General features: G+C 69.2%; 29 protein-coding genes. 13 read left to right on the top strand and 16 right to left on the bottom strand.

Annotated features, from left to right (window positions below; translation table 11 throughout):
• The first annotated feature begins 56 nt into the window (after nucleotides 1-56).
• Complete coding sequence (locus tag DL990_RS24025) at nucleotides 57-1,430, top strand: glutamine synthetase family protein (RefSeq protein WP_125799974.1); 1,374 nt, start codon at nucleotides 57-59, stop codon at nucleotides 1,428-1,430.
• A 234-nt stretch (nucleotides 1,431-1,664) separates the two neighbouring features.
• Here DL990_RS24025 and trpA read toward each other — a convergent pair whose 3' ends face one another.
• From trpA to DL990_RS24000, 5 genes are all read right to left on the bottom strand, one after another.
• Entirely contained in the window at nucleotides 1,665-2,456 is a 792-nt protein-coding gene (gene trpA, locus DL990_RS24020) for a tryptophan synthase subunit alpha (RefSeq protein WP_125789627.1), read from the bottom strand.
• The gene (gene trpB / locus DL990_RS24015; protein WP_125789628.1) at nucleotides 2,453-3,682 is read right to left on the bottom strand and encodes a tryptophan synthase subunit beta; all 1,230 of its coding nucleotides are present in this window, start codon (nucleotides 3,680-3,682) and stop codon (nucleotides 2,453-2,455) included. The genes trpA and trpB overlap by 4 nt, the downstream gene beginning before the upstream one ends.
• Complete coding sequence (gene trpC / locus DL990_RS24010; RefSeq protein WP_020630310.1) at nucleotides 3,679-4,488, bottom strand: indole-3-glycerol phosphate synthase TrpC; 810 nt, start codon at nucleotides 4,486-4,488, stop codon at nucleotides 3,679-3,681. Before trpC ends, trpB begins: the two co-directional genes overlap by 4 nt.
• Nucleotides 4,489-4,680: 192 nt before the next feature.
• Nucleotides 4,681-5,256 (bottom strand): Trp biosynthesis-associated membrane protein, encoded by a 576-nt coding sequence (locus DL990_RS24005; RefSeq protein ID WP_125799973.1) that lies wholly within the window; start codon nucleotides 5,254-5,256, stop codon nucleotides 4,681-4,683.
• Entirely contained in the window at nucleotides 5,249-6,811 is a 1,563-nt protein-coding gene (locus DL990_RS24000; RefSeq protein WP_125789630.1) for an anthranilate synthase component I, read from the bottom strand. Before DL990_RS24000 ends, DL990_RS24005 begins: the two co-directional genes overlap by 8 nt.
• Nucleotides 6,812-6,906: 95 nt before the next feature.
• Here DL990_RS24000 and DL990_RS23995 point away from each other — a divergent pair, with 95 nt between their 5' ends.
• On the top strand, nucleotides 6,907-7,512 hold the full coding sequence (locus DL990_RS23995) for a TetR family transcriptional regulator (protein WP_125789631.1): 606 nt from the start codon (nucleotides 6,907-6,909) through the stop codon (nucleotides 7,510-7,512).
• A gap of 85 nt (nucleotides 7,513-7,597) precedes the next feature.
• On the opposite strand, the gene DL990_RS23990 is transcribed toward DL990_RS23995, so the two are convergent.
• From DL990_RS23990 to hisF, 5 genes are all read right to left on the bottom strand, one after another.
• Entirely contained in the window at nucleotides 7,598-8,464 is an 867-nt protein-coding gene (locus tag DL990_RS23990) for a DUF3592 domain-containing protein (RefSeq protein WP_125799972.1), read from the bottom strand.
• Between the two features lie 93 nt (nucleotides 8,465-8,557).
• On the bottom strand, nucleotides 8,558-9,208 hold the full coding sequence (locus DL990_RS23985; RefSeq protein ID WP_125799971.1) for a hypothetical protein: 651 nt from the start codon (nucleotides 9,206-9,208) through the stop codon (nucleotides 8,558-8,560).
• A gap of 139 nt (nucleotides 9,209-9,347) precedes the next feature.
• Nucleotides 9,348-9,704 carry a phosphoribosyl-AMP cyclohydrolase gene (gene hisI, locus DL990_RS23980; RefSeq protein ID WP_125799970.1) on the bottom strand — a complete coding sequence of 119 codons (357 nt, stop codon included), beginning with the start codon at nucleotides 9,702-9,704 and terminating at the stop codon, nucleotides 9,348-9,350.
• A complete protein-coding gene (locus tag DL990_RS23975) occupies nucleotides 9,694-10,083 on the bottom strand; it encodes a hypothetical protein (RefSeq protein ID WP_125789635.1) in 390 nt (129 codons plus the stop codon). The genes hisI and DL990_RS23975 overlap by 11 nt, the downstream gene beginning before the upstream one ends.
• Nucleotides 10,080-10,853 (bottom strand): imidazole glycerol phosphate synthase subunit HisF, encoded by a 774-nt coding sequence (hisF, locus tag DL990_RS23970; protein ID WP_125789636.1) that lies wholly within the window; start codon nucleotides 10,851-10,853, stop codon nucleotides 10,080-10,082. Before hisF ends, DL990_RS23975 begins: the two co-directional genes overlap by 4 nt.
• Nucleotides 10,854-10,892: 39 nt before the next feature.
• On the opposite strand from hisF, the gene DL990_RS23965 reads away from it, so the two are divergent.
• The 8 genes from DL990_RS23965 to DL990_RS23930 are packed head-to-tail and all read left to right on the top strand — an operon-like array spanning nucleotide 10,893 to nucleotide 16,459.
• Entirely contained in the window at nucleotides 10,893-11,519 is a 627-nt protein-coding gene (locus DL990_RS23965; RefSeq protein ID WP_125789637.1) for a TetR family transcriptional regulator, read from the top strand.
• Nucleotides 11,520-11,546: 27 nt separating this feature from the next.
• Entirely contained in the window at nucleotides 11,547-12,056 is a 510-nt protein-coding gene (locus DL990_RS23960; protein ID WP_125799969.1) for an RNA polymerase sigma factor, read from the top strand.
• Nucleotides 12,053-13,051: a hypothetical protein gene (locus DL990_RS23955; protein ID WP_125799968.1), complete on the top strand. Its 999-nt coding sequence runs from the start codon at nucleotides 12,053-12,055 to the stop codon at nucleotides 13,049-13,051. Before DL990_RS23960 ends, DL990_RS23955 begins: the two co-directional genes overlap by 4 nt.
• A gap of 28 nt (nucleotides 13,052-13,079) precedes the next feature.
• A complete protein-coding gene (locus DL990_RS23950) occupies nucleotides 13,080-14,003 on the top strand; it encodes an NADP-dependent oxidoreductase (protein ID WP_125789640.1) in 924 nt (307 codons plus the stop codon).
• Nucleotides 14,000-14,560 (top strand): putative glycolipid-binding domain-containing protein, encoded by a 561-nt coding sequence (locus DL990_RS23945; RefSeq protein WP_125799967.1) that lies wholly within the window; start codon nucleotides 14,000-14,002, stop codon nucleotides 14,558-14,560. The genes DL990_RS23950 and DL990_RS23945 overlap by 4 nt, the downstream gene beginning before the upstream one ends.
• A 49-nt stretch (nucleotides 14,561-14,609) precedes the next feature.
• Complete coding sequence (locus tag DL990_RS23940; protein WP_125789642.1) at nucleotides 14,610-15,332, top strand: ABC transporter ATP-binding protein; 723 nt, start codon at nucleotides 14,610-14,612, stop codon at nucleotides 15,330-15,332.
• Entirely contained in the window at nucleotides 15,329-16,063 is a 735-nt protein-coding gene (locus tag DL990_RS23935; protein WP_125799966.1) for an ABC transporter permease, read from the top strand. Before DL990_RS23940 ends, DL990_RS23935 begins: the two co-directional genes overlap by 4 nt.
• 9 nt (nucleotides 16,064-16,072) lie before the next feature.
• Nucleotides 16,073-16,459 carry a PPOX class F420-dependent oxidoreductase gene (locus DL990_RS23930; protein WP_125799965.1) on the top strand — a complete coding sequence of 129 codons (387 nt, stop codon included), beginning with the start codon at nucleotides 16,073-16,075 and terminating at the stop codon, nucleotides 16,457-16,459.
• 195 nt (nucleotides 16,460-16,654) lie between these two features.
• On the opposite strand, the gene DL990_RS23925 is transcribed toward DL990_RS23930, so the two are convergent.
• The 3 genes from DL990_RS23925 to hisH all read right to left on the bottom strand — a co-directional run bounded on the left by DL990_RS23925 (nucleotide 16,655) and on the right by hisH (nucleotide 18,457).
• Nucleotides 16,655-17,008, bottom strand: a complete 354-nt coding sequence (locus DL990_RS23925) for a DUF1330 domain-containing protein (RefSeq protein ID WP_125789645.1) — start codon at nucleotides 17,006-17,008, stop codon at nucleotides 16,655-16,657.
• Nucleotides 17,009-17,086: 78 nt separating this feature from the next.
• Nucleotides 17,087-17,824, bottom strand: a complete 738-nt coding sequence (gene priA, locus DL990_RS23920) for a bifunctional 1-(5-phosphoribosyl)-5-((5-phosphoribosylamino)methylideneamino)imidazole-4-carboxamide isomerase/phosphoribosylanthranilate isomerase PriA (protein ID WP_007029948.1) — start codon at nucleotides 17,822-17,824, stop codon at nucleotides 17,087-17,089.
• 9 nt (nucleotides 17,825-17,833) lie between these two features.
• Nucleotides 17,834-18,457 carry an imidazole glycerol phosphate synthase subunit HisH gene (gene hisH, locus DL990_RS23915; protein ID WP_125789679.1) on the bottom strand — a complete coding sequence of 208 codons (624 nt, stop codon included), beginning with the start codon at nucleotides 18,455-18,457 and terminating at the stop codon, nucleotides 17,834-17,836.
• A 135-nt stretch (nucleotides 18,458-18,592) separates the two neighbouring features.
• Here hisH and DL990_RS23910 point away from each other — a divergent pair, with 135 nt between their 5' ends.
• Both DL990_RS23910 and DL990_RS23905 read left to right on the top strand, forming a co-directional pair.
• Nucleotides 18,593-18,772, top strand: coding sequence for a hypothetical protein (locus DL990_RS23910; RefSeq protein WP_125789646.1), 180 nt, complete (start codon nucleotides 18,593-18,595; stop codon nucleotides 18,770-18,772).
• 72 nt (nucleotides 18,773-18,844) lie between these two features.
• Nucleotides 18,845-20,017 carry an acyl-CoA dehydrogenase family protein gene (locus tag DL990_RS23905; RefSeq protein WP_125799964.1) on the top strand — a complete coding sequence of 391 codons (1,173 nt, stop codon included), beginning with the start codon at nucleotides 18,845-18,847 and terminating at the stop codon, nucleotides 20,015-20,017.
• A gap of 13 nt (nucleotides 20,018-20,030) precedes the next feature.
• On the opposite strand, the gene DL990_RS23900 is transcribed toward DL990_RS23905, so the two are convergent.
• Genes DL990_RS23900 through DL990_RS23890 form a run of 3 tightly spaced genes read right to left on the bottom strand, consistent with a single transcriptional unit; the run spans nucleotide 20,031 to nucleotide 22,045 of the window.
• Nucleotides 20,031-20,447: an NUDIX hydrolase gene (locus DL990_RS23900; RefSeq protein ID WP_125789648.1), complete on the bottom strand. Its 417-nt coding sequence runs from the start codon at nucleotides 20,445-20,447 to the stop codon at nucleotides 20,031-20,033.
• Between the two features lie 10 nt (nucleotides 20,448-20,457).
• On the bottom strand, nucleotides 20,458-21,348 hold the full coding sequence (locus tag DL990_RS23895; RefSeq protein WP_125799963.1) for a transketolase family protein: 891 nt from the start codon (nucleotides 21,346-21,348) through the stop codon (nucleotides 20,458-20,460).
• Nucleotides 21,349-21,352: 4 nt separating this feature from the next.
• Nucleotides 21,353-22,045: a transketolase gene (locus DL990_RS23890; protein WP_125789650.1), complete on the bottom strand. Its 693-nt coding sequence runs from the start codon at nucleotides 22,043-22,045 to the stop codon at nucleotides 21,353-21,355.
• Between the two features lie 52 nt (nucleotides 22,046-22,097).
• Between DL990_RS23890 and soxR the strand changes: the two genes are divergently transcribed.
• Nucleotides 22,098-22,559: a redox-sensitive transcriptional activator SoxR gene (gene soxR, locus DL990_RS23885; protein ID WP_125789651.1), complete on the top strand. Its 462-nt coding sequence runs from the start codon at nucleotides 22,098-22,100 to the stop codon at nucleotides 22,557-22,559.
• The last annotated feature ends 12 nt before the right edge of the window (nucleotides 22,560-22,571 follow it).

The raw sequence follows: 22,571 nt of genomic DNA, 5'->3' as shown, positions 1-22,571 counted from the left end.
CTATGACCGGATCCGGGCGTGGCAAGGGGCCCGGAATGGGGCCAGGATGAGGAACCATGGTGAACCGGGAAGCACTGACCGCCCGCGCGACCGCCCTCACCGCGGAGCTCCGGTCGCGAGGTGTCGAACTCGTGGCGCTGACCTTCGTGGACAACGCCGGGATCGCGCGGGTCAAGGCGGTCCCGTTGCGGAAACTGCCGTCGGCGGCCGCGTGGGGTGTCGGCGCTTCGAAGTCCTTCGACTTCTTCGGCTCGGACGACGTCATCATCGGCGGTGAGCCTTCCCTCGGCCCGGTCGGTGACCTGCGGCTGCATCCGGACCTCGACGCGCTGACCGTGCTCGCCGGGCAACCCGGCTGGGCCTGGGCGCCGGTGACGAAACTCGACCAGGAGGGCGAGCCACATCCGCAGGATCCTCGTGCCCTGCTGACGACGGCGGTGGACCGGCTCGCCGCACGCGGGTATCGGGCACGGATGAGTTTCGAGATCGAATGGGTGATCACCGGCGCCGACGCCACGGACGATCCGACGTCGGCCACCGCGGGCCCGGCGTACGGCTACGCGAGGCTTTCCGAGCACGCGGACTATCTCCGCGCCCTGGTGTCCACTTTGGACCAGCAGGGCGCCGGGGTGGAACAGATCCACCCCGAATACGCCGACGGCCAGTTCGAACTGTCCGTCGCCGCGGCCGATCCGGTACGCGCGGCCGACATCGCCGTCCTGACGAAGGAAACGATCCGCGCGCTCAGCCACCGGCACGGGCTGAAGGCGTCCTTCACCCCGAAGTTCGCGCCCGCCGGCGTCGGCAACGGCGGCCACGTGCATCTGAGCGTCTTGGACGGCGCACGGAACCTTTTCTCCGGCGGGGAAAGGGTTTTCGGGCTGACACCGGTCGCGGAGTCGTTCAGCGCGGGCATCCTGCGGCGGCTGCCCGCGCTGCTCGCGATCGGGGCACCGTCGGTCGTCAGCTATCTGAGGCTGGAGCCGCATCACTGGGCGGGCGTGTACACCGCGTGGGGACTGGAAAACCGGGAGACACCGCTGCGGCTCGTGCGCGGGGTCGCCGGGAACCGGGACTCGGCGGCGAACCTCGAGATCAAATGCTTCGATCTGACCGCGAATCCGTATCTGCTGGCGGCCGCCCTGCTGTTCGCCGGGCTGGCGGGCGTCGACGAGGAGGCGGCACTGCCGGAGCCGGTGGACGTCGATCCGGGAACGCTGACCGAGGCCGAACGCGCCGCGCGCGGGATCGAGCGGCTGCCTCAGCGGTTGGAGGAAGCCGTCATGGCCTTCGAGGCGGACAAGAAGCTGGCGGCCGCGTTCGGCGCGCCGCTCGCGACGACGCTCGTGGACGTGCGGCGGGCGGAGATCGAGCGGTTCGCGCTCGCGACCCCGGAGGAGATCACCTCAGCGCAGCGCTGGCGGCACTGAACCGGGGAATTCCGGTGAGCGGCCGGTCCAGGCGGTCGTGAGTGGCGATTCGGGTTATTGAGGGGTAAGGCAAAGGTGGCGGGTTGCGAAAGCCACTTTCGCAACGTTCAACGTTGCGAAAGTGGCTTTCGCAACGTCGGGTGTCCCACGGCCGCGAGCGAATCCCCGCGACCCGGCACCTTTGCGTCACCCCTCAAGAGAACCCGAATCGCCGCTCACGACGACCGTGAGGACTTAAGCGGGGGTGACGGTCTTCCGTACACCCGCGGCCAGTTCGGCCGAAAGCTCGCGAACCGCGTCCAGTCCGCTCGCGGCGGCGGTCACCAGCGCCGAGCCGACGATGACACCGTCGGCGAAACCGGCGACCTGCGCCGCCTGCTCGCCGGAACGGACGCCGAGCCCGACACCGATCGGCAGGTCCGTATGCGCGCGAGTCCGCGCGACCAGGTCCTCGGCGTGCACGCCGACCTGGTCACGGGCGCCTGTCACGCCCATCACCGCGGTGGCGTACACGAAGCCCGAAGCGGCCTCGACGGTCTTCGCGATCCGCTCCTCCGAGGAGGACGGCGCGACCAGGAAGATGCGGTCCAGCCCATGCTGCTCGGAGGCGGCCATCCACTCGTCGGCCTCGTCCGGGATCAGGTCCGGGGTGATCATGCCGAGCCCGCCCGCGGCGGCGAGGTCCCGCGCGAAGCGGTCGACGCCGTAGCGGTGCACCGGGTTCCAGTACGTCATCACGACGGCCTTGCCGCCGCGCGACGACACCGACTCGACGACCTCGAACAGGTGCTTGAGCTTGAAGCCGCCGGAAAGGGCGCTCACCGACGCGGCCTGGATGGTCGGGCCGTCCATGACCGGGTCCGAGTAGGGCACGCCCACCTCGACCAGGTCGGCACCGCCGTCGACCACCGCGGCCAGCAGGTCCTTCGACCCGTCGACCGTCGGGAAGCCCGCCGGGAGGTACCCGATCAGCGCTCCACGCCCCTCCGCGCGCGTCGCCGCGAAGAGTTCGGACAACCCGCTCATGCGTTCTCCACCAGGCCGAAGTACTTCGCGGCCGTGTCCATGTCCTTGTCGCCACGACCGGACAGGTTCACGATGATCAAGCCCTCGGGGCCGAGTTCGCGGCCGAGCACCAGCGCACCCGCCAGCGCGTGCGCCGACTCGATCGCCGGGATGATGCCCTCGGTGCGCGAAAGCAGCTTGAAGGCGTCCATCGCCTCGGCGTCGGTCACCGGCCGGTACTCGGCGCGGCCGCTGTCCTTGAGCCACGAGTGCTCCGGGCCGACGCCCGGGTAGTCGAGGCCCGCGGAGATCGAGTGCGACTCGACGGTCTGGCCGTCTTCGTCCTGCAGCAGGTACGTCATCGCGCCGTGCAGGCTGCCCGGTGTGCCCTTGGTCAGGGTGGCGCCGTGGCGGTTGCCCTCGATGCCCTCACCGCCGGGCTCGAGGCCGACGAGCCGGACTGCCGGGTCGTCGATGAAGCCGTGGAAGATGCCGATCGCGTTGGATCCGCCGCCGACGCAGGCCGCGACGGCGTCCGGCAGGCGTCCGGCCTGCTCCAGGATCTGGACGCGGGCCTCCTCGCCGATGATCTTGTGGAAGTTCCGCACCATCATCGGGAACGGGTACGGGCCCGCCGCAGTGCCGAACAGGTAATGCGTGGTGTCGGCGTTGGCGACCCAGTCGCGCAGCGCCTCGTTGATCGCGTCCTTGAGCGTGCGCGAACCGGTCTTCACCGGGATGACCTCGGCGCCGAGCAGCTTCATGCGGGCGACGTTCAGCGCCTGCCGCTCGGTGTCGACCTCGCCCATGTAGACGATGCATTCCAGGTCCAGCAGCGCGCAGGCGGTGGCGGTGGCCACGCCGTGCTGACCGGCCCCGGTCTCGGCGATGACCCGCTTCTTGCCCATCCGCTTGGTGAGCAGCGCCTGGCCGAGCACGTTGTTGATCTTGTGCGAACCGGTGTGGTTCAGATCCTCGCGCTTGAGGAAGATCCGGGCGCCGCCGGCGTGCTCACCGAAGCGCTTGGCCTCGGTGAGCAGCGACGGACGACCGGCGTAATCACGCAGCAGACGCCGGAACTCGTTGACGAAGTCCGGGTCGTTCCGCGCCTTGTCGTACTCGGCAGCGACCTCGTCGACGACGCCGATGAGAGCCTCTGGCATGAACCGGCCGCCGTACGGGCCGTAGTAGCCCCGGTCGTCCGGATCGTGCTTGCCGTGGGGTTCTTCGTGGTACTCAGTGGTCATCGAGAAGGCCTCGGGCAGGCAGGGTGCGATCCGGCGGTGACGAGCTTGACCAGCGCGCCCTTCGGGTCGCCCGAAGCGACGAGCCCTTCGCCCACGAGGACGGCGTCGGCGCCGTGACCCGCGTAGGACATCAGGTCGCCGGGACCGCGGACACCCGACTCGGCGATCTTGAAGACGTCCATCGGCAGGCCGGGGGCCAGCCGCGAGAAGACGTCACGATCGACCTCGAGGGTGTGCAGGTTGCGGGCGTTGACGCCGATCACCTTCGCGCCGGCTTCGAGGGCCTTGTCGGCCTCTTCGGCGTTGTGGATCTCGACCAGCGCGGTCATCCCGAGGGATTCCACCCGGTCCAGCAACGCGATCAAGGCGTTCTGCTCCAGCGCCGCCACGATCAGCAGGACCATGTCCGCGCCGTGCAGCCGCGCCTCGTGGACCTGGTACGGGCTGACGATGAAGTCCTTGCGCAGCACCGGGATGTCCACCGCCGCGCGGACCGCGTCGAGGTCGGCGAGCGAACCGCCGAACCGCCGCTGCTCGGTCAGCACGCTGATCACCCGGGCGCCGCCGTCGGCGTAGTCCTTCGCCAGCGCGGCCGGATCCGGGATCTCGGCCAGATCGCCCTTGGACGGGCTGCGCCGCTTCACCTCGGCGATGACGCCGATACCGGACTCGCGCAGGGCCGCGAGCACGTCACGTGGGGGCGCGACCTGGGTCGCGCGCTTCTTCAGTTCGTCGAACGGCAGAACCGCCTCGCGCTCGGCGAGATCGGCACGGACGCCGGCGACGATGTCTTCGAGCACGCTCACCGGAGTCCCTCACCGGCCGTCGTACTCACGGATTCCTTCGCAAGGTCGCTCACAAAAACCTTCCCCTTCCCGCCGAAACGATGCTAACCCCCGCACGGATACGGCCTGGTTCCGGGTATGTCCGTTGCTCCGAATGCCAACCGTGTCATCTTTCGCGGCGTAGATCTCGAAAACTCGCGTTTTCCGCGGCCATCACCGGGTCGCGGTGGGATCTTCGCCTTCGGACAGCGCCTCCCACAGCTCGGTCTCCGGATCCTTGGCGGCCTTCTTCTTCGCCCCCGGCGCCGAGTACTTCGCGCCGAGGCGAGGCATCCGGCCCGCGCCCTTGATGGCTGCCAACCCGCCCGCCGTCACGAGAATTCCCCCCAGGATCGCGAGACCGCGGGCTCCCAGCAGCTGGGCGACCGGGAGGCCGTCGGCGAATCCGCTGAAGGAACCGCCCACCACGCCGATCCACACCGCGGCGACACCGGCCACGGCGAGTACCACTCCGAGCACCCGGCGTGGCCAGCCGCCGGTGGCGATCAGCCCCGCCGTGCCGGCGAGCGCCAGCAATGCGAGCGGAATCAGCGCGACCGCACGTTGTGAACCGGTTTCCGTGTACAGCACCGTGCCGCGCACGGCGCCGTCGCGGAACTCCGCGAACCACACGAGCTGCGAAGAACCCCACAGCGCGACCGCGCCCAGCAGCAGGCCCACCACGGCGATCCACAGTGGACGCTTGGCCTTCTTCGACGGCAGAACGGTGCCTTCCGGGGCCTCAGACACGAGTGCTGTCACCCGCCGGGTCGAGTTCGTCCGCGGCGATCATCGTCTGCGCCGCCGCGACGGCGGAGAGCACGGTGCGGGCCTTGTTGAGCGACTCGTTGTCCTCGTAGTCGGCCACCGAGTCCGCGACGACTCCCCCGCCCGCCTGGACGTACGCGGTGCCGTCCTTCATCAGCGCGGTACGGATCGCGATCGCGGTGTCGGCATCCCCGGCGAAGTCGAGATACCCGACGACGCCGCCGTAGAGCGCCCTGCGGGTCGGCTCCAGCTCCTCGATCAGCTGCATCGCGCGGACCTTCGGCGCGCCCGAGAGCGTCCCTGCCGGGAAACAGGCGGTGACCGCGTCGAAGGCCGTCTTGTCGTCGAGGAGTTCGCCGGTGACCGTGGAGACGATGTGCATGACGTGGCTGTAGCGCTCGACGTCGAAGAAGTCGACGACGCGCACGGTGCCGGGCTTGCAGACCTTGCCGAGGTCGTTGCGGCCGAGATCGACGAGCATCAGATGCTCGGCGCGTTCCTTCTCATCCGCCAGCAGGTCCTTGGCCAGCTGCGCGTCCTCCTCCGGGTCGGCGCCGCGCCAGCGGGTGCCCGCGATCGGATGCGTGGTCGCCCGGCCGTCCCGGACGGTGACCAGCGACTCCGGGCTGGACCCGACGATGTCGAACCCGTCGAGGCGCAGCAGGTACATGTACGGGCTCGGATTGGACGTGCGCAGGACGCGGTAGACGTCGAGCGCGTCGGCCTGGGTCTCGATCTCGAATCGTTGCGACGGCACGATTTGGAACGCTTCGCCCGCCTTGATCGCCTCGACGGCCTTCTCGACGGCCGCGTGGAAGTCCGGCTTGGAGCGGCGGCGCGTGAATTCGGGCGCGGGCCGGTCGAAGACGGCGGCTGTGGCCGGGGCCGCGACGTGCAACTGCTTGGTCATCGCGTTCAAACGCGCGACGGCGTCGTCGTACGCCGCGTCGACACGCTCGGGCGAGTCGTCCCAGTTGACCGCGTTGGCGATCAGCGTGACGGTGCCCTCGTGATGGTCGAAGGCGGCCAGGTCGGTCGCCAGGAGCATGGTGAGCTCGGGGATGTCGAGGTCGCGCTCGGCGAGTTCGGGGAGCCGTTCGAGCCAGCGGACGGCGTCATAGCCGATGTAGCCGACCATGCCGCCGGTGAGCGGCGGCATCCCGGGCAGCTGCTCGGTGTGGAGCGCGGCGACGGTCTCGCGCAGCACGGTGAGCGGGTCGCCTTCGGTCGGCAGGCCGACCGGCGGGGTGCCCGTCCAGACCGCCTTGCCGTCACGCACGGTCAGCGCGGCGGGGCTGTCGACGCCGATGAACGACCATCGGCTCCAGGAAGCGCCGTTCTCCGCCGATTCGAAGAGGAACGTCCCCGGCCGGTCGGCGGCGAGCTTGCGGTAGACCCCGATGGGGGTCTCACCGTCGGCGAGCACGCGGCGGACAACGGGGATGACGCGACGGCCCTCGGCGAGTGCGCGGAACTCGTCGCGCGAAGGGCTGACCGAGCCGAGCCCCGACGGGCTGGCGTTTGCGGCGCTGACCATGCCGCTCATTGTGCTGCAACGGTCGGCGGGTCCTGGACCGGGGGCAAAATTCAAGTATTGTTGAATTTTGCGGCGGGTCCGTTCATGATGACGCCATGGCTGGAGAAGACACTACCGCTCGACGCCGGGGACGGCGGCCCGGCGGACAGGACACCCGCACCGCGCTGATCGAGGCGGCGCGTGTGGTGTTCGGGGAGAGCGGCTTCGACGGCGCGACCGTACGCGCGATCGCGACCCGGGCCGGGGTGGACGCGGCGATGGTCAACCACTGGTTCGGCAGCAAGGAAGGCCTCTTCGGGCAAGCCATCCTGGAGCTCCCCTTCGACCCGCGCGAACTGCTCGCCGAACTGACCGACGGCCCCGACGAGGAGTTCGGGCAGCGGATCGTGCGGACCTTCCTCACCCGATGGGACGGCGCGGGCGGCGACGTGTTCCAGGCCCTCGTCCGCAGCGTCGCCGGACACGAGCAGGCGGCACAGGTGCTGCGCGGGTTCTTCCAGAACTTCTTCACCAAGGTGATCGGCGACATCGGCTCGGGCGACATCGAACTGCGGACGACCCTGTGCGCGTCCCAGCTGGTCGGCATGGGCATGGTCCGGTACGTCGCGAAGTTCGAGCCGATGGCTTCGAGCGAGATCGAGCCGCTGGTGACCGCGATCGCGCCGACGATGCAGCGCTACCTGACCGGGAAGATCGACTGAGCCCTGCCGAGCGCGTGCCGGCCGCCGGATCACGCGTGTCGGCCATCCAGTCACGCGTGAGTCGGAGGCGGAACTCGCGGACCGATCAGTCCGTGTCCGGCTCGATCTCCTTGGCGGGGACGGTGTGGAGCCGGTCCTTGAAGAACCGTCCGCGCGGGAAGATCACGATCATGTCCGTTTCCTCGCCGCCGATGAAGACGGGCACCTTCTCGAGCCCCGTGAATCGGGGCGCGATCCGCAGGGACCGTCGTGTCTGGAGCAGCTTGTAGTCGTGCTCGAGATAGACGTCGATCTTGGGGAACAGCCAGCCGGGCCGCACGGTCGCCGCGGCCTCGCGCAAGCCGGTCTTCAAGGCCGAGCGATACCGGCTCCGCCAGAGCCAGGCGGCGTACAGGCAAGTCGGAATGCCCAAAAAGGCAGAGAAGGACAGCGGCGTCAGCAACTCGAACGGATTGTTGAAGACCACCCGCCCTTCGAACACGACGACCTTCTTGGGATCCCCTGACGCGTAGGCCAACGAGACCTTGTCCCCGATCTTGTACCCGTGCTTCGCCGAGACAGGCATCGCGATCGTGCGCGGCTCCGAACCGGCGGGATAGGTGAGCGTGATCTTGACGCTGTCCGGTTCGGTGTACCCCTCGACCTTTTGTACCGTGCCCTTCACGTGGATGCCGGTACTCGCCAGCTTCACGGATTCCTGCCGTAGCTGGTCGGTACCCATCTGGCAGGCGACGAAGAAAGCCAGCCACAGCACGGTGAACGCCAGCGCGCGCACCTTGAAGTGCGACAGTTTCCCGATCAGGGGGACGGCCACGTCGTCGTGGATCGTCGGCGCGGCGAAGTCTTCGGCGACATCATCGTCCGAAGTGGACCGAGGCCGCCCGGCGACGCGCGGGCGTCTTCTCGGGCGGTCGCCCTTGACCGATCTTCTCTTCCCTGCCCCCGGTTTCATCCGGTGAGAATAGCCGGGAACAGCGGCTTTCCCGGATAACGAGTTCACTGTCGCATCGAGGCAACCGCGGACCTCGGCCGAGCGTGCGAGTCATCAGGGCCCGGAAGCGCCGCCCCGGACGGCCAAGACCCGGATCACGCGATCCTTGTAGTCCCAGTAGCCGGCTGGCAGCAGCACGATCAACCGGTTCCCGGAACCGCCGACCTTGATCGGTTTCGCGGCGAGGCCCTGGTACTCGGCCACCCGTTTCGGCGAAGTGCGGACCTGTAATAGGGCCCTGGCTCCGTCGGGCAGTGCGGCCACCAGGTAAAGGCCGCCGGCCAGGCCCGCGACGGTCCCCATGCCGTCTCTCCACCCCGTCGACCGCACAGCCCGATACCGACTTCGCCAGATGATCAAGGAACAAAAGGCGTACACGATCGAACTCCCGCCGGCGAGGAGCGCCAACACGCTGGGGAAATCGAAGATCGTGTACGCCTCATCAGTGAGAACGGGGAGCAGACTCTGCACGAAGACTCCGACACCGAGCAGAACGACTCCGGCGAAACCGACCGCGGCGGCACGAGCCGACCGCGCCTGCAGCGCGGTGAACGGATCTCGGACCGGGAACGCCTCTTCGGCGTCCACCTCGCCGGACGTGGCCGAAGAGGAGGACCACAGCGTCACTCCGTGGGAGCGCGATCCGCGCCACCGTCTCAAACCGGTTCGGTCACGGCGGTCGTCTTCTTCACGCCCCAGTTCCATCTGCCGAGTGTATGGCCAGGAAAGCGGCATTCACCAACTCGGAAAGCGCGACCATGACCACTGCAGAAAGAGGCAACCGAAAGGCCGCGCGAAGCGTGCAAGTGAGCAGGAGGTCGGCCCGCGATCAGCGCGACGGCCTCTACTCGCTCTCGTCGGCCAGCAGCAGCCGTTCGTCGGTGTCGAAGCAGGTGTGCGTGCCGGTGTGACAGGCCGGGCCGGTCTGGTCGACGCGCAGGAGGACGGTATCGCCGTCGCAGTCGATCCGCACCTCGCGCACGTGCTGGATGTGGCCGGAGGTCTCGCCCTTGGCCCACAGTTCGTTGCGGCTGCGCGAGTAGTAGGTTCCGCGCCGCGTCGTGAGAGTGCGTTCCAGCGCCTCGTCGTTCATCCACGCCAGCATCAGCACGTCCGATGTGGAGTGTTCGACGACGACGGCGGCGATCAGCCCGTCGGCGTTGCGCTTCAAGCGGTCGGAGAGGGCGGGGTCAAGCGTCATTCGTGGCTCCGAGAAGGTGCCGTTTCACCGGCATCGAGTTGAGCAGGACCGCCGAGTAGACGTAACCGGCGAAGAGGATCCCGGACACTATCTTCACCCAGGAGAGCTCCGCCGCCAGCATGGAAAGCGCGTGCAGCAACGCGAACAGGAAGCTGACGCCGAAACCGGCGAACCGCGCCGAAGACATCCTCAGCACGAGCCCCGCCACGACGAGCCCGCCGAGGACCAGCGACGTCCCCGGCAGCAGGAACGTCCGCGCGGACGAGTACGGCGCGAACATGAGGATCCCGGCCATCGCGAGGTAGGCGAGAGCGAGCCCGATCAGCAGCGCGCAGACGACCTTGACCTCGGTGGCGGCCTTCCACTTGGTCGGCATCACCGGACCACGACTCCCCCGGCGCGCAGCGCGCCCTTGACCTCGCCGATCTTCAACTGTCCGAAGTGGAACACGCTGGCCGCGAGCACCGCGTCCGCACCGGCCTCGACGGCGGGCAGGAAGTGCTCGAGCGCGCCGGCGCCGCCGCTGGCGATCACCGGGACGCGGACCGCGCGGCGCACCTGGCGCAGGAGTTCGAGATCGAAACCGTTCTTGGTGCCGTCGGCGTCCATCGAGTTGAGCAGGATCTCGCCGACGCCCAGTTCTTCCCCGCGCGCGGCCCACTCGACGGCGTCGATCCCGGTGCCGCGGCGCCCGCCGTGCGTGGTCACCTCGAATCCGGACGGTGTCGGCTCGGTGCCCTCGGGCACCCGGCGCGCGTCCACCGACAGCACGACGCACTGCGCGCCGAACCGGCGGGACGCCTCGCGCAGGAACTCCGGCCGCGCGATGGCGGCGGTGTTGATGCTCACCTTGTCCGCGCCGGTGCGCAGCAGCCGGTTGACGTCGTCGTTCGTGCGCACGCCGCCACCGACGGTGAGCGGGATGAACACCTGCTCCGCGGTCCGGCGGACGACGTCGAAGGTGGTCTCACGGTCCCCGGAGGACGCCGTGACGTCGAGGAACGTGAGCTCGTCCGCGCCCTCGGCGTCGTACAGACGGGCGAGTTCGACGGGGTCGCCGGCGTCGCGCAGGTCGGCGAAGTTGACGCCCTTCACCACACGGCCCGCGTCGACGTCGAGACACGGGATGACCCTGACTGCGACTGACATGGGGACAAGCGTAGTCAAGAGCCGTTCTAAGCTCGCGGGATGGCACAAGCGGGGCGGCGGCCGGGACAGACCGAGACGCGGGAGGAGATCCTCGACGCGGCACGGCGCAGGTTCGCCGAACTGGGCTACGACGGGGCGACCGTCCGCGGCATCGCGGCCGACGCCGGGGTCAACGCGGCGCTGCTGCACCACTTCTTCGGTACCAAGCAACGGCTCTTCGCCGCGTCGATGAACCTGCCGGTCGACCCCGGCGAACTGGTCCCCCGGATCCTCGACGGCCCCGAAGACGAGATCGGTGAGCGTCTCGTCCGCGCGTTCCTCGGCCTCTGGCAGGCGCCGGAGGGCCGCGCGCCGTTCCTGGCGATGATCCGGTCCGCGACCACCAACGAACAGGTCGCGACCATGATGCGGCAGTTCCTGGAGCGGGCGGTGCTCGCGCGGGTCGCCGAGGCGCGCGGCGTGCCGAAAGTCCGGGTCGCCGGGATCGCCTCGCAGATGATCGGCTTCGCGCTGCTGCGTTACGTCATCGGGCTCCCGCCGCTGGTCGCCGCGTCGGAGGATGAGGTCGTCGCGATGCTGGCGCCGGTCGCGCAGTACTACCTGACCCCCGGCGCCGAGAAAGTTCGGCCCCCGATGCATCAGCCAGGTGGTCTCGCGCGTCACTAGAGGGAGACCACCGGCTGAGGGGGACATGTGCCTGCGACCTTCGACGAGTTCGTCGCGGATCGCCTGGACGGGCTCCTGCGCTACGCGACCGTCCTGACCGACGATCCGTACCTGGCGCAGGACATCGTGCAGGAGGTACTGCTGCGCGCCCAGCAACGCTGGCCGAAGATCGACTCGCCGCCGACGTACGTCCGCCGGATGGTGACCAACGAGTACCTCTCGTGGCGGAGGCGGCTGGCGGTCCGCCGGGTGGTGCCGTCGTCACCCGAGGTCCTCGACCTCGTCAGCCCGCCGGTCTCCGATCACGCCGTCATGTACGACGAACGCGACGCGATGCTGGACAGGCTCGCGAAGCTCCCGCGCAAACAACGCGCCGCGATCGTGCTCCGCTACTACGAGAACTATTCCGACGAGGAGATCGGCGCGGTACTCCGCTGCACGACGTCGACCGTGCGCAGCCAGATTTCGCGCGCGCTCGCGACGCTGCGGGAAACCGGTCCGTCCTCGTCCGTTCAGCCCACGGGAGCCCGCAAATGACCCGACTGAGTGAAGAACGCACCGAAGATCTGGTCCGGGAGAGCCTCGAACAGCTGGCGGCGCGGGCGCCCGACGGGGCCGAGATCCGCGAGGTGCTGGCCCAACGGCCGCGAAGCAGGCCGAAGATGGCCTTGGCACTGGTCGCGGCCGCGGTCGCGATCATCGCGCTCGGCGTGCCGTTGAGCCTGCGGGCCTACACCGCGGTCACACCCGCCTCGCCGCGCGACGCGGACTGGTCGGTGCTGCCGTACAGACCGGGTTGGCTGCCCGGCGGTTTCACGGAGATGAGCCGCTCCGCGAAGCCCTATCCCGCGCCTCAGACCAGGATGTGGAACGGCGGCGAGGCAGGCCAGATCAAGCTGACCACCACTCCGCTGGACGAGCGGCGCGGGCCGTGGACGATCGCCCCCGCCCCGAACCAGATCATCGTGCACGGCCGGGTCGGCATGGTCTCGGAGGTCGACGGCGACGCGACGATGCTGACCTGGTCACCCGACAACGCGTACGTGCTGAACCTGACCCTGCACGATGTGCGGGACCCACGCGGCGTCGGTCAGCGGATCGCGGACGAGATGGTCAGGGACGGCCGTGCCCGGGTTTCGGGCGAACTGCGGTTCGGCAGGTTGCCCGCCGATCTGGAGCTGTCCGGGGTGAACCTGCCCATGATGGTCGACGGTGGCATCACCGAACTCGAAGCCACCCGTGCCGGGCAGCCCACCGCTCCGGCGATCGTCACGGCGAGGCTCGGCGGCGAACGACCGGACGTGGGCGACGCCGCGCCCGTGCCGCTCAAGATCCGGGGCCTCGACGGTTTCGCCCTCCCCGCGCGGAACGGGCGGCTCGAGCAACTGGACGAAACGGTTGCCCTCCAGGTCGAAGGCGGGCGCTGGCTCACCGTGTCGGGCAAACGGGACCGGGCCACGCTGGCCGACATCGCCGAGGGCCTGCAGATCATCCCCGGCGACTACAGCTGGTTCGGGAAGCCGCCGGAATAGTGACGGGCGGGCGGCGGTTGTCGACGGCATGACGGACACCTACCGCTCCATCGCGTTCACCGAATACGGCGACTCCGGGGTCCTGCGCGTCCTCGAACGTGAGCTTCCCGAACCCGGCCCCGGCCAGGTCAGGGTCGCCGTCCGGGCCGCGGGCGTGAACCCGATGGACTGGAAGATCCGGTCAGGGCTGATGGCCGAGTTGTATCCCGCGAAGTTCCCCGCCGTCCCCGGCGGGGACATCTCGGGCGTGATCGACGCGGTCGGCGAGGGGGTTTCCGATTTCGCGGCCGGTGACGAGGTCCTCGGCAGGGGTATCGGCGGGTACGCGGAGTACGTCCTCGCGGATCCGGCGGGCCTGACCCGCAAGCCGGAGGCGCTGTCCTGGGAACTCGCCGCGGCGTTGCCCGTGGTCGTCGGTACCGCTTATCGCGCCCTCAACCTGCTGGATCTCCAGGAGGGCGAGACGCTGCTCATCGACGGCGCGGCGGGCGGTGTCGGCACCATCGCCGTCCAGCTCGCGGTCGCGCGCGGGCTCACTGTCGTCGGCACCGCGAGCGAAGCGAACCACGACTACCTGCGTTCGCTGGGCGCCGTCCCGGTGCAGTACGGCGAAGGGCTCGCAGAACGCGTACGCGACGTCGCGCCACAGGGCATCGACGCGTCCCTCGACGCCTCCGGACGCGGCTCGCTCGCCACCCTCGTCGAACTGACCGGCGGCCCGAAGCGCGTCGTCACCATCGCCGCGCCGGACGCGGCCGACCACGGCGTCCGCTTCACCTCCGGTTCCCCGGCCGAGCAGGTCCCCGGCGCGCTGGACGAAGGGGCAGCGCTGGCCGCCGAAGGCAAGCTCGACCTGCCGATCGCCAGGGTCTACCCGCTCGCCGAAGCGGCCGCGGCCCAGGACGAGAGCGAAGCGGGGCACGTCCGGGGCAAGCTCGTCCTGGTGCCGTGAGCCTTCCCGCGGCGGCGAGCTGGCTGCACCGGGATTCGAGGACCGGCTTCGAGGTCTCGTTCTTCCAGGGACACGAAGGCGGCTGGAGAATCGGCGGGGCGACGACGGCGGTCGAGGACGGGAAATCCTGGTTCGTCGAGTACTCGATCGCCGTCGACACCGCTTGGCACACCCGGCGAGCCGAGATCTCGGGCCGGTCGGCGACCGGCAGCCGGCGCACGGTGCTCGAATCCGGCGGCGACGGGCGATGGCGGGTGGACGGCGTCCCGGACCCACGTCTCGACGGCTGTTTCGACGTGGACCTCGAGTCCTCGTCGATGACGAACACGCTGCCGGTGCACCGGCTCGGCCTCGCGCCGCACGCCGCCGCCGAGGCACCCGCCGTGTACGTCCGGGCGGACGACCTCGCCGTGGAACGGCTCGAACAGCGCTACGAGCGGATCGCCGACCGCGAATTCGCCTATACGGCACCGGTTTTCGATTTCTCCTGCGTACTGCGCTACGACGAACACCTGCTCGTCGTCGACTACCCGGGCATCGCCGTCAGGCAGTCCTGAAACACGCGCCCCTTGACTCGCGCTTCTCAACGGGCGCAGAATTAATCACATGGCTAATTCAGCGATCTCCGTGACGGGACTGAGGGTCGTCCGCGGCGGCCGCGAGGTCGTCAAGGACATCGCGTTCCAGACGCCGCGTGGCCGCATCACCGGCTTACTGGGGCCGAGCGGCTGCGGCAAGACGACGCTGATGCGTTCGATCGTCGGCGTGCAGATCGTCGACGGCGGCGAGGTCACCGTGCTCGGCCATCCCGCGGGCAGCCCGCCGCTACGGCGGCTCATCGGCTACGCCACCCAGAACCCGGCCATCTACGCCGACCTCACCATCGCGGAAGCGTTGCGCTACTTCGCATCCGTCCTTCGCGCGCCGATGTCCGATGTGGACAGGGTGATCGCCGAAGTCGGACTGGCCGACCACGCGGGCAAGCTGGTCGGCTCACTGTCGGGCGGCCAGCACAACCGCGCCAACCTCGCCGTCGCACTGCTCGGGAAACCCGAACTGCTCGTCCTCGACGAACCCACCGTCGGCCTCGATCCCGTGCTCCGCGACGAACTCTGGGCGCTCTTCCGCCGTCTCGCCGACGGCGGGGCGACACTTCTCGTGTCCAGCCACGTCATGGACGAGGCGGCGCGATGCGACCGTCTGCTGCTCATGCGCGAAGGCCGGATCCTCGCCGACGACACCCCGGCCGGCCTGCGCGAACGCACCAGGACGACCGATCTGGAGCAGGCGTTCCTGCGGCTCGTCCGGGAGACGGAGATGACCTCGTGAGCCCCACGCTGACGCTCGCCACGGCCCGCCGCATCCTCCTGCAGCTACGGCACGATCCGCGCACCGTCGCGATGTTGATCGTCGTCCCGTCGCTGCTGATGGTGCTGCTGCGGTTCGTCTTCAACTCCGAAGCGGTGTTCAGCCGCGTCGCCCCGGCGCTGCTCGGCGTCTTCCCGTTCCTGATCATGTTCCTGATCACCTCGATCACCACCCTGCGCGAGCGCACCACGGCCACCCTGGAACGGCTGATGACTCTGCCGATCGGCAGGCTGGACCTGCTTTTCGGCTACGCGATCGCGTTCGGTTCGATCGCGATCGTCCAAGTCGGCCTCGCGGCCGGGATCTCGCTCGCCTGGCTGGGCCTCGACATCGCGGGGTCGATCGGGATGCTGCTGCTCATCGCCGTCCTCGACGCGCTCCTCGGGATGGCGCTCGGCCTGTTCGTGAGCGCGTTCGCGCGGACGGAATTCCAGGCGGTGCAGTTCATGCCGCTGTTCGTCCTGCCGCAGATCCTGCTGTGCGGACTGTTCGTGCCGCGCGGCCAGATGGGCCGGCTGCTGAACTGGCTCTCGGACGTCATGCCGCTTTCGTACGCCGTCGAAGCGCTGACGCGGGTCACCACCTCGGGCACCGTGGACGCGACGCTGATCCGGAACCTGATCATCGTCGGGGCGTGCGCCCTGGCCGCGCTGGTCCTCGGCGCGGCGACGTTGCGACGCCGGACGCCCTAGACTTCCCGCATGGGATCGGAGTTCGAGCGGATCGCCGCCGAGAAGTACGTCGTCCTGACCACCTTCCGCAAGAACGGCACCCCGGTACCGACCCCGGTCTGGGCGGCGGGCGACAGCGGCGAACTGGTGCTCTGGTCCGAGCGGAAAGCGGGCAAGGTCAAGCGCATCCGCAACAGTGGCCGCGTCGAGATCCAGGCCTGCGACTTCCGCGGCAACAACACCCACGGCGACATCGTCCCGGGCGAGGCGCGGCTGCTGGACCTCGACGAAACCGAACGCGTGCGCAAGGTGATCGCACGCAAGTACGGCATCACCGGGCGGGTGACGATGTTCTTCAGCAGGCTGCGGGGGCCGAAGGACCGGACCGTGGGAATCGCGATCAAGCTGGCGGAATGACCTCGGTTTCGTGAGTGGTAAGGACGGCTCCTTCGGTCTTTCGATGGGCCTGGCGTCGAGCTCTTGTGTCGTGAAGGGCCCCTTTGAGACCTTCAACGCCTCAAAGGGGCCCTTCACGTACGTGGGGAAGGTGTGAAGGTCGAGTTTCCTCGGCTGGGTCGAGGGAAGGGGGCCTTCACGCGGCATCGTTGTGGCTCACGAGGCCTGCGCCTGCAACGCCCGCAGTCCCGCCGCCATCGCCGCCGAGTCGTGGTCCGGTCCGCACCCCTCCACCAGGATCAGGTCGCCGGGGATGTGGTCCGCGCGCAGGTGCAGGATCTCCCGGTACGCGGGCGAGTCGTACCACTCCCGAGCGGCGTCGAGGCTCGGGAACTCGATCATCACCAACGCCCCGGGCCACTCCCCCTCGACGACCTGCACCTCGGCTCCGTGCACGAGGAACCGGCCGCCGAAAGGATCGAGCGTGGCCTGGATCCGTTCCATGTACTCGAAGACCTCTTCGGCCAGCACGGCGGCGGGGCGCAGGTGGGCGAGTCCGTAGGCGGTCATGATTCCCTCCAGGTTTGGTGTCTTGGAAGGAATCCTGACCGAACGAGCGGGTGGCGTCGATTACCCGGGAGGTAAAGCTCAGAACTCCGCGACGGCGGCGAGCGCCTCGGGCAGCGTGAAGGCGCCGGCGTAGAGCGCCTTGCCGACGATGGAGCCCTCGACACCGTCGCGGGCCAGCGCGGCCAGCGCGCGGAGATCGTCCACACTGGACACGCCGCCGGAGGCGATGACCGGCGCGTCGGTGCGGGCGGCGACTTCGCGGAGCAGGTCGATGTTCGGGCCCTGGAGGGTGCCGTCCTTGCTCACGTCGGTGACGACGTAGCGCTGCGCGCCGTCGCGGTCGAGCCGGTCGAGGACCTCCCAGAGGTCGCCGCCGTCCTGCGTCCAGCCGCGGGCGGACAGCCGGTGCCCGGCCTCGGTGATCCGCACGTCCAGCCCGATGGCGACGCGGTCGCCGTAGGAGGAGACGACCTTCGCGGTCCACTCCGGGTCCTCGAGCGCCGCGGTGCCGAGGTTGACCCGGCGGGCGCCGGTGGCCAGCGCGGCCTCCAGCGAGGCGTCGTCGCGGATGCCCCCGGACAGCTCCACCTGGACGTCCAGCTTCGCCACGACGTCGGCGAGCAGTTCACGGTTGGAGCCCTTGCCGAAGGCGGCGTCGAGGTCCACCAGATGGATCCACTCCGCACCGTCACGCTGCCAGGCGAGCGCCGCCTCCAGCGGGCTGCCATAGGAGGTTTCGGTGCCGGCCTCGCCCTGGACGAGTCGCACGGCCTGGCCATCGGCCACATCAACGGCGGGAAGGAGCGTGAAAGTCACGCGCCCACTCTAAGCGAGGGCGTTCAGCCAGTTGCGCAGCAGGTGCGCCCCGGCGTCCCCGGACTTCTCCGGGTGGAACTGCGTCGCCCACAGCGGCCCGTTCTCGACCGCGGCGACGAAGTCCTGACCGTGGTTCGCCCAGGTCACCTTGGGTTGCTGCCCGGCGAGGCCGGAGTCCAGTTCCCAGGTCCGCGCGGCGTAGGAGTGCACGAAGTAGAAGCGCGTGTCCGCGTCGAGACCGGCGAACAGTTGCGAGTCCTCCGGGGCGCGGACGGTGTTCCAGCCCATATGCGGCAGGACGTCGGCCTCCAGTTTGTCGACCGTGCCCGGCCACTCACCGGCACCCTCGGCCTCGACGCCGTGTTCGACCCCGCGTTCGAACAGGATCTGCATGCCGACGCAGATGCCCAGCACCGGACGGCCGCCGGCGAGGCGCTTGCCGATGATCTTCTCCCCCGACACCGAGCGAAGCCCCTCCATGCAGGCGGAGAAGGCGCCGACACCGGGAACGACCAGGCCGTCGGCCTCGAGCGCGGCATGGGGGTCGGCGGTGACCTCGACGTCGGCGCCGGCGCGCTGGACGGCGCGTTCGGCGGACCGGAGGTTGCCGGACCCGTAGTCCAGGATCACCACGCGAGGATTAGCCACCCGTCCAGGTTAGCGGACCGGTTTTTCCGCGGATTCCCCGTTTCGACCTTCACTCTTCTGGGTAATAGCGACTCCGAGTGAAGGGTCGGCGCTGGACCGCCCTGCACGGATGGAGGAACGATGCAGGACGCCGACGACCTGACCTGCCTGCTTCGCGCTTGGCGCGAAGACATCGAAAGTGTGCCTTTTCCTACCTTCGCGGAGCTGCTGATCCCGGCGCAGAAGCGGCGCTCCGCCCCCACCCGGACGGTCACCGCATCGGTTCAGGTGACGAAGACCACCGGATGGCGGGATCGCTGACACTCGACTCCGGTCAGGTGTGTGGTTTTCTTTTTGAGAAGACGCCCCACCGAGCCGACCAGGAGTGACCGCATGAGCAGCAGCCCGGATCCGCGCGACTTCCTCGATCTCGACGCCGAGCTCTCCGCCGAGGACCGGGCCATGCGTGACGCCGTGCGCGCCTACGCGCAGGACCAGCTCTTGCCGAACGTCGCCGAGTGGTACGAGACGGGCGCCCTGCCCGCCGCCGACCTCGCCAAGGGATTCGGGCAGCTCGGGCTGCTCGGCATGCATCTGGAGGGTTACGGCTGCGCCGGGACCAGCGCCGTCGCCTACGGCATCGCCTGCCGCGAACTGGAGGCCGTCGACTCCGGGCTGCGCAGCTTCGTCTCGGTGCAGGGTTCGCTGGCGATGTACGCGATCCACAAATGGGGCACCGAGGAGCACAGGCAGGAATGGCTGCCGCGGATGGCCGCGGGCGAGGCGCTCGGCTGCTTCGGCCTGACCGAGCCGGACGCGGGCAGCGACCCCGGCAGCATGCGGACGCGCGCCGTGCGCGACGGCTCGGACTGGATGCTGAGCGGTACGAAGATGTGGATCACCAACGGGACCGTGGCCGACGTCGCGGTCGTCTGGGCGCAGACCGACGAAGGCGTGCGCGGTTTCGTCGTCCCCACGGACACGCCGGGCTTCACCGCGAACGAGGTCAAGCACAAGCTGTCGTTGCGGGCCTCGCTGACCGCGGAGCTCGTGCTCGACGGCGTCCGCCTGCCGGAGTCGGCGGCGTTCCCCGAGGTCCGGGGGCTGCGCGGGCCGCTGTCCTGTCTGAACGAAGCGCGCTACGGGATCCTGTTCGGTGTCGTCGGCGCCGCTCGTTCCTGCTACGAATCCGCGCTGGAGTACACGCTGAGCCGGGAACAGTTCGGCAAGCCGCTGGCCGGGTTCCAGCTCACCCAGCGCAAGCTCGCCGACCTCGTCGTCGAGGTCAACCGCGCCGGACTGGTCGCGCTGCGGATCGGGCGGCTCAAGGACGCCGGCACGCTGCACCACAACCACGTCAGCTTCGGCAAGCTCGCCAACGTCCGCTCCGCCTTGGAGGTCGCGAGGACCGCGCGCGCCATGCTCGGCGCCAACGGGATCTCGCTGGAGTACCCGGTGATGCGGCATATGTCGAACCTCGAAACCGTGCTGACCTACGAGGGCACCGAAGAGATGCACGCGCTCTCGCTCGGCCAGTCGGTCACCGGGCTCGCCGCCTTCCGCTGACCTCCGCGCCTGTTCAGAGGAGTTCCGCGAGTCCGGCCGGGTACAGGATCGCCTTGCCGCTCGCCACGTCGGCCATCGGCAGCCAGTGCACGCGCGCGCCGTCGTCGAGCACCACGCCGACTTCGTCGCGCTCGTAGAACGCCTTGTCCGTCAAGTCGGCGGTGAACAGGAACACGATCTCGTGCCCTGGCCTGCCTTCGTAGACGTGCACGTTCTCCAGCACGGCGATCTGCTCGACCGAGGTCAGCTCCGCCGCGAGTTCCTCCTGGAATTCGCGGTGCAGCGCCTCGGCGGCGGTCTCCCCGAACTCGATCCCGCCGCCGAGCGGGCGGTGGTAGGTCTCGCCTTTGGCGTGGTCGCGGCCTTCGAACACGAGAAGGTCTTCGCCGCGGCGGATCACCCCGAGCGCGAGCGCGCGGATCTTCGTCATCCTGCTGACGCTAGCGGAGGAATTCCTTGACGGACAAGGTGATCGAGCCGGCGTCGAGGCCGTGCGCGAGGTCGTGATCGGCCATTTCGCCGTAGATCCGCACCTCCGCGTCGCGCCGGACGCCGAGTGAGAGCAGCCGATGCGACGTTTCGGGCAAAGCGTCCGACACCGCGTGCGCCGATGTCCCCGCGAGGTACGGCTCGATCAGCACGATGTCGGTGCTCCCCGTGGCCTCGACGGCCGAGCGCAGCCCGGCGGCGTCGAACGGCCGGACGGTCGAGGTGTAGAGCACGGTCAGGTCGAGATCGGCGGTCGCTTCCAGTGCCCTGTCGAGCATCGGCCCGACGGCCACCACCACACCCCGGCCGCCTTCCCGCAGCGTTTGCATGCCCGCGCCCAGATGCGGTTTCTCGTTCTCCTGCGCGGAAAGCCGGAGGTACACCCGCCCGTTGCCGGGGATGGACTCGAGCAGCAGCCGCCGGGCTTCCTCGGGATGCCCCGGCACGTGCACGGTCCAGCCAGGCAGCGTGTCGATGAGGGCGACGTCGCCGGGCGCCTGATGCGTCCGCCCGGCGGTCGGCATGTCGTAGGACGCGCCCGAGGACACAAGCACGGCGCCGACGTCCTGATGCCCGAGGTCCAGTTTGACCTGTTCGAACGCCCGCTCGACGAGGAAGGACGAGAAGGTGTGGACGATCGGGCGCATCCCGGCCAGCGCCAGCCCGCCCGCGGTGCTCATCATCAGCTGTTCGCGGATGCCGACGTTGAGCACCCGGTCGGGATGTTTCCGGGCGGCGAAGGCGAGTTGCGCCGCGGAGATGTCGGCGAGCACGACAGCGACGTTCGGATCGGTGTCGAGGACCTCGGCGGTGGCGTGGAGGAACGTTTCGCGCATGTCCACGGGTTCAGGCCTTTCGCTCGACGGTCGCGACCACGGCGAGCGGCCGGTCCGGATGGGGTGTGGTGAAGGCTTCGTAGAGCGCTTCGTGATCGCGGCCGTCGACGGTACGGGTGGTCCAGCCCTCGACCTCGAACCGGCGCGCGAGCCCGCCGGGCCAGCCGTGCGTGGCCGAGGAGTTGTCGATGACGACGGCGGTCAGCTGTGGCATGCCGATGCGGCCCGCGATCGCGATGGCCTCGGCGTTGGAGCCCTCGTCGAGTTCCGCGTCGCCGACGAGGGTGACGACCTTGGCGTCGCGGAATCCCTTGGCGCGCAGGCCGAACACGGTACCGATGGCCAGCGGGAGCCCGTGTCCGAGCGAACCGCTGGAGATCTCGGCTCCGGGAAGCCGCGCCCGATCGGGATGGTGGCCGAGCCGGGACTCGGCCGAAGTCCAGTCGGCGAGTTCGTCCTCCCGGATGAAGCCCTTCTTCGTCAGCACGGCGTAGTAGGCCATCGGGCCGTGCCCCTTCGACAGCAGGAAGCGGTCCCGGCCCGGGTCACGGAGGGTCTCCGGGGTGATGTCGAGCACACGGTCGTAGAGCACCCACAAGACGTCCACAGTGGACTCCGCGGCCGCCTGGTGCTTCTCGTCCCCGGTCATCAACGAGATCAGCCTCGGCAGATCCTCGTAGCCGGTCTTGGTGTCAGTGGTCATGAACCGAGGTTGCAACCTCGACTTAGGTCGAAGTCAAGGCTAGCCTGGCGACGTGACGAGACTGGCTGAACACCTGAGCATCGGGCAGGTCGCCGACCGCAGCGGCGTGCCCCATACGGCTTTGCGTTTCTACGAGGACAAAGGGCTGATCAGCTCGGAGCGTTCGGCGGGCAACCAACGACGGTATCCGCGTTCGGTACTGCGCCGGATCGCCTTCATCCGTGCCGCGCAGCGGGTCGGCCTCAGCCTGGACGACATCAGCGCGGCACTGGAGACCCTACCCAGGGACCACGCCCCCACCAAAGCCGACTGGGCCCGCCTCTCGCGAGGATGGCAGGACGAACTCGACGCGCGGATCGACGCTTTGCAGCGCCTGCGCGACAGGCTGACCGGTTGCGTCGGCTGTGGGTGCCTTTCCCTGCGCAGCTGCGGGCTGTACAACGCCGACGACCAGATGTCCCGATTCGGCCCCGGCGCGGGGAAACTGCGCCCGGCCTCCGAGGGCGGCATCTGAATTCCGTTGCCA

This window comes from Amycolatopsis sp. WAC 01416 (genome assembly GCF_003947485.1).
GTDB lineage: Bacteria > Actinomycetota > Actinomycetes > Mycobacteriales > Pseudonocardiaceae > Amycolatopsis.
Note: the sequence above shows the minus strand (reverse complement) of the source record. Positions and strands in the feature narration are given on the sequence as shown.

Bases quoted from the DNA above. Each gene is read 5' to 3' on its own strand.
- hisI (WP_125799970.1), bottom strand. From the start codon at position 9,704: ATGACGCTTGACCCCGCCCTCTCCGACCGCTTGAAGCGCAACGCCGAC.
- DL990_RS23955 (WP_125799968.1), top strand. From the start codon at position 12,053: ATGACCCGACTGAGTGAAGAACGCACCGAAGATCTGGTCCGGGAGAGC.
- DL990_RS23930 (WP_125799965.1), top strand. From the start codon at position 16,073: ATGGGATCGGAGTTCGAGCGGATCGCCGCCGAGAAGTACGTCGTCCTG.
- DL990_RS23900 (WP_125789648.1), bottom strand. From the start codon at position 20,447: ATGACGAAGATCCGCGCGCTCGCGCTCGGGGTGATCCGCCGCGGCGAA.
- hisF (WP_125789636.1), bottom strand. From the start codon at position 10,853: ATGTCAGTCGCAGTCAGGGTCATCCCGTGTCTCGACGTCGACGCGGGC.
- DL990_RS23995 (WP_125789631.1), top strand. From the start codon at position 6,907: ATGGCTGGAGAAGACACTACCGCTCGACGCCGGGGACGGCGGCCCGGC.
- trpA (WP_125789627.1), bottom strand. From the start codon at position 2,456: ATGAGCGGGTTGTCCGAACTCTTCGCGGCGACGCGCGCGGAGGGGCGT.
- DL990_RS23905 (WP_125799964.1), top strand. From the start codon at position 18,845: ATGAGCAGCAGCCCGGATCCGCGCGACTTCCTCGATCTCGACGCCGAG.
- DL990_RS23950 (WP_125789640.1), top strand. From the start codon at position 13,080: ATGACGGACACCTACCGCTCCATCGCGTTCACCGAATACGGCGACTCC.
- DL990_RS23990 (WP_125799972.1), bottom strand. From the start codon at position 8,464: ATGAAACCGGGGGCAGGGAAGAGAAGATCGGTCAAGGGCGACCGCCCG.
- trpB (WP_125789628.1), bottom strand. From the start codon at position 3,682: ATGACCACTGAGTACCACGAAGAACCCCACGGCAAGCACGATCCGGAC.
- DL990_RS23985 (WP_125799971.1), bottom strand. From the start codon at position 9,208: ATGGAACTGGGGCGTGAAGAAGACGACCGCCGTGACCGAACCGGTTTG.
- DL990_RS23910 (WP_125789646.1), top strand. From the start codon at position 18,593: ATGCAGGACGCCGACGACCTGACCTGCCTGCTTCGCGCTTGGCGCGAA.
- DL990_RS24000 (WP_125789630.1), bottom strand. From the start codon at position 6,811: ATGGTCAGCGCCGCAAACGCCAGCCCGTCGGGGCTCGGCTCGGTCAGC.
- DL990_RS23925 (WP_125789645.1), bottom strand. From the start codon at position 17,008: ATGACCGCCTACGGACTCGCCCACCTGCGCCCCGCCGCCGTGCTGGCC.
- DL990_RS24025 (WP_125799974.1), top strand. From the start codon at position 57: ATGGTGAACCGGGAAGCACTGACCGCCCGCGCGACCGCCCTCACCGCG.
- DL990_RS23940 (WP_125789642.1), top strand. From the start codon at position 14,610: ATGGCTAATTCAGCGATCTCCGTGACGGGACTGAGGGTCGTCCGCGGC.
- DL990_RS23965 (WP_125789637.1), top strand. From the start codon at position 10,893: ATGGCACAAGCGGGGCGGCGGCCGGGACAGACCGAGACGCGGGAGGAG.
- DL990_RS23890 (WP_125789650.1), bottom strand. From the start codon at position 22,045: ATGACCACTGACACCAAGACCGGCTACGAGGATCTGCCGAGGCTGATC.